We start from the raw sequence: 1,229 nt of genomic DNA on the forward strand, positions 1-1,229 counted from the left end.
CTGAATCGCCACGGATAATCTAGACACTTCCGAGCCGTTGATAATACTGGTTTTCATATTCTGTCGGTGACATCTGTTCGCTAGAACCATGCCGACGCTTACTGTTATAAAACATTTCGATGTAATCAAAAATATCGCTGCGGGCTTCTTCCCGCGTTCCGTAGATCTTTTTCTTTATCCGTTCGCGTTTCAGCAACTGGAAAAAGCTTTCTGCAACCGCATTATCGTGACAGTTACCGCGACGGCTCATGCTCCCCTCCAGGCCGTGTGATTTCAGGAACGACTGCCACTCATGGCTTGTGTACTGACTGCCCTGGTCCGAATGAACCAGCACCTGTTTTTGGGGATTACGCCGCCATACAGCCATCAGCAGTGCGTTCAGGACAATGTCCTTTGTCATCCGGGATTGTATGGACCAGCCGATAATTTTGCGTGAGAACAGATCAACAACCACGGCAAGATACAGCCAGCCTTCGTGGGTCCTGATGTAGGTTATGTCCGTTACCCAACTCTCATCCGGAGCATCCGGATTGAACTGTCGCTGGAGCCTGTTGGGCGACACGATACTGGCCTCGCCTTTACGTGCCCGCGGGCTCCGGTATCCGACCTGAGCCTTTATCCCGACACGTTTCATCAGTCGCCAGACTCTGTTCACTCCGCACTGTTGCCCGCTGTCCCGCAGATCCAAATGGATTTTGCGATAACCATAGACGCAACCGGACTCCAGCCAGAACTGTTTGATCTGTCCCGTCAGTCTCAGATCTACCTGGTGGCGCTGAGAATACGGTTGCTTAAACCAGGCGTAAAAGCCACTGGGATGAACATCCAGCACCCTGCAGAGCAGACGAACAGGCCAGCAACAGGTGTTGTCACGGATAAAGGCGTACCTCAGTCGGACAGCTTTGCGAAGTACGCCGCGGCTTTTTTTAATATGTCCCGTTCGTCGGTAACCCGCTTCAGCTCTTTCTGGAGACGGCGGATCTCGGCCTGAGCATCTGACTCTTCTTTATTAGTGGATGAGTCCGGACCGTACTTCTTTATCCAGGCGTAAAGGCTGTGGGTGGTGATATCGAGACGTGTTGCAACGCTGGAAACAGAATGACCGCGATCAATAACCTGTTTGACTGCTTCAATTTTAAACTCTTCGGGATAACGCTTACCGCTCATGGGCACCTCTCTTTAAGCCATCTTAAATGACTCCGAGGTGTCTGTTAAACCCGTGGCGATTC

At 51.4% G+C, this 1,229-nt stretch carries 1 protein-coding gene; it reads right to left on the reverse strand.

From position 1 onward, the window contains the following. Positions 1–19: 19 nt before the first annotated feature. Positions 20–1,167 (reverse strand): IS3 family transposase gene (locus JSN25_RS01685; RefSeq protein ID WP_204525406.1). Its coding sequence is split into 2 segments (ribosomal slippage): positions 20–930 and positions 930–1,167, totalling 1,149 coding nucleotides; the frame shifts between segments, so codons are not numbered across the junction. Between the last annotated feature and the right edge of the window lie 62 nt (positions 1,168–1,229).

Origin of the sequence: Citrobacter cronae, assembly GCF_016893685.1 — a bacterium.
GTDB classification, from domain to species: domain Bacteria; phylum Pseudomonadota; class Gammaproteobacteria; order Enterobacterales; family Enterobacteriaceae; genus Citrobacter; species Citrobacter werkmanii.